This is a genomic window from Lentzea aerocolonigenes (assembly GCF_000955955.1).
Classification (GTDB): domain Bacteria; phylum Actinomycetota; class Actinomycetes; order Mycobacteriales; family Pseudonocardiaceae; genus Lentzea; species Lentzea aerocolonigenes_A.
Genome location: NZ_JYJG01000481.1, coordinates 1 through 568, shown reverse-complemented (window position 1 = coordinate 568; position 568 = coordinate 1). Strand labels below are relative to the sequence as shown.

Sequence of the window (568 nt, the reverse complement as noted above, 5' to 3'; positions counted from 1 at the left end):
AGTTCGGGTTGGTCGGTCTCGCCGTAAACGGCTTCCGTGGGGAAGCTGTTCTTGGCGATCTGCTCGGTCTTGCGCACGCGGAACTTGGCCGTGGTGCCGTCCTTTCTGGACACCTCGACCTCGTCGCCTTCGACGAGTTCCTTGAGCCGGAAGAAGATTCCCGGTTGTTTGTTGCCGTCGACGTGGCCCAGCACCACTGCGGGACCTGCCTCGCCGGGTGTGCGCGCGAGCTTGTACCAGCCGGCCTGCATCGGCTGTTCGACCGGTGGCACCTCGACCGTCTCGTCCGGGTTGAGCCCGAGCGGGACGAGCGAGGACTTGGCTCCGATCTTGGGGATGCGCAGCTCCGTCGGTTCCGACGGCGGCATGCCCTTGTCCACTCCGGGCGGTGCGGACGGCGGTGTGGTCGTCGTCTGCACCGGTGCGGTGGGCAGCACCTCGTCAGGCGACGAGGCGCAGCCGGTCAACAGCAGCGCCAGCGCGATGAAGAGCCCCCAGAACGAACGCATGCCCTGAACACGCACGTGTCCGGGACACGGTTGCCCTGATTTCCGGCGTTACTTGTTCG

Annotated in this window: 1 protein-coding gene; it reads right to left on the bottom strand. The window is 66.2% G+C overall.

The window, feature by feature from the left end; all coding sequences use genetic code 11:
* Window positions 1–509 (bottom strand): class F sortase (locus tag UK23_RS44295; RefSeq protein ID WP_045317843.1); only part of this gene is annotated, 509 nt, incomplete at its 3' end.
* Between the last annotated feature and the right edge of the window lie 59 nt (window positions 510–568).